This window comes from Streptomyces sp. 8K308 (assembly GCF_004348315.1).
Lineage (GTDB): Bacteria > Actinomycetota > Actinomycetes > Streptomycetales > Streptomycetaceae > Streptomyces.
Map to the genome: position 1 here is coordinate 1 of NZ_SMKC01000693.1, position 524 is coordinate 524.

The 524-nt window shown below is 69.5% G+C and carries 1 tRNA gene; it reads left to right on the forward strand.

Annotated features, from left to right (window positions below):
• Positions 1-39: 39 nt before the first annotated feature.
• Positions 40-124 (forward strand) — tRNA-Ser (locus tag E1265_RS36675).
• Positions 125-524: the final 400 nt, after the last annotated feature.

Sequence of the window (524 nt, forward strand, 5' to 3'; positions counted from 1 at the left end):
GTTCGCGACCACGGACCCGAGTCTTGTATCGTTCCCCCCGGAGGATTCGCCTAGAGGCCTAGGGCGCACGCTTGGAAAGCGTGTTGGGTTCACACCCTCACGAGTTCGAATCTCGTATCCTCCGCACCGGCTGAACAGCCACAAACGACGGGCCCGGACCATGATTGTGGTCCGGGCTGTCGTCGTCTTGTGGTCTCGTTTCTGGTCGCGATCCGGGCTGCGGCGGTGTCGAAGAACCGCACCGCCGACTATCAACGGCCGCTGCGCGGCGAAGAGCACACGGTCGAAGCTTCGGCCAGGCCGCCTCGCGACTCCGGCCGGAGCCTTGCCGGGCACCTGCCGATCGGAGCCACGGGAGTGATCCGAGGCCGCCGGGGTCGTCTTCCACGCGGACGTGGTGCCCCGGCGAATGGCCGGCGCAGCTCGTCGACGATGCGGCCGTCGGCGAGGAAGACGACCCGTGCGATGCGGGGCGGCGCCCCGGCCGCATGGGAGTGACGGGCGGGGGCGCCGTGCTCCGAGGG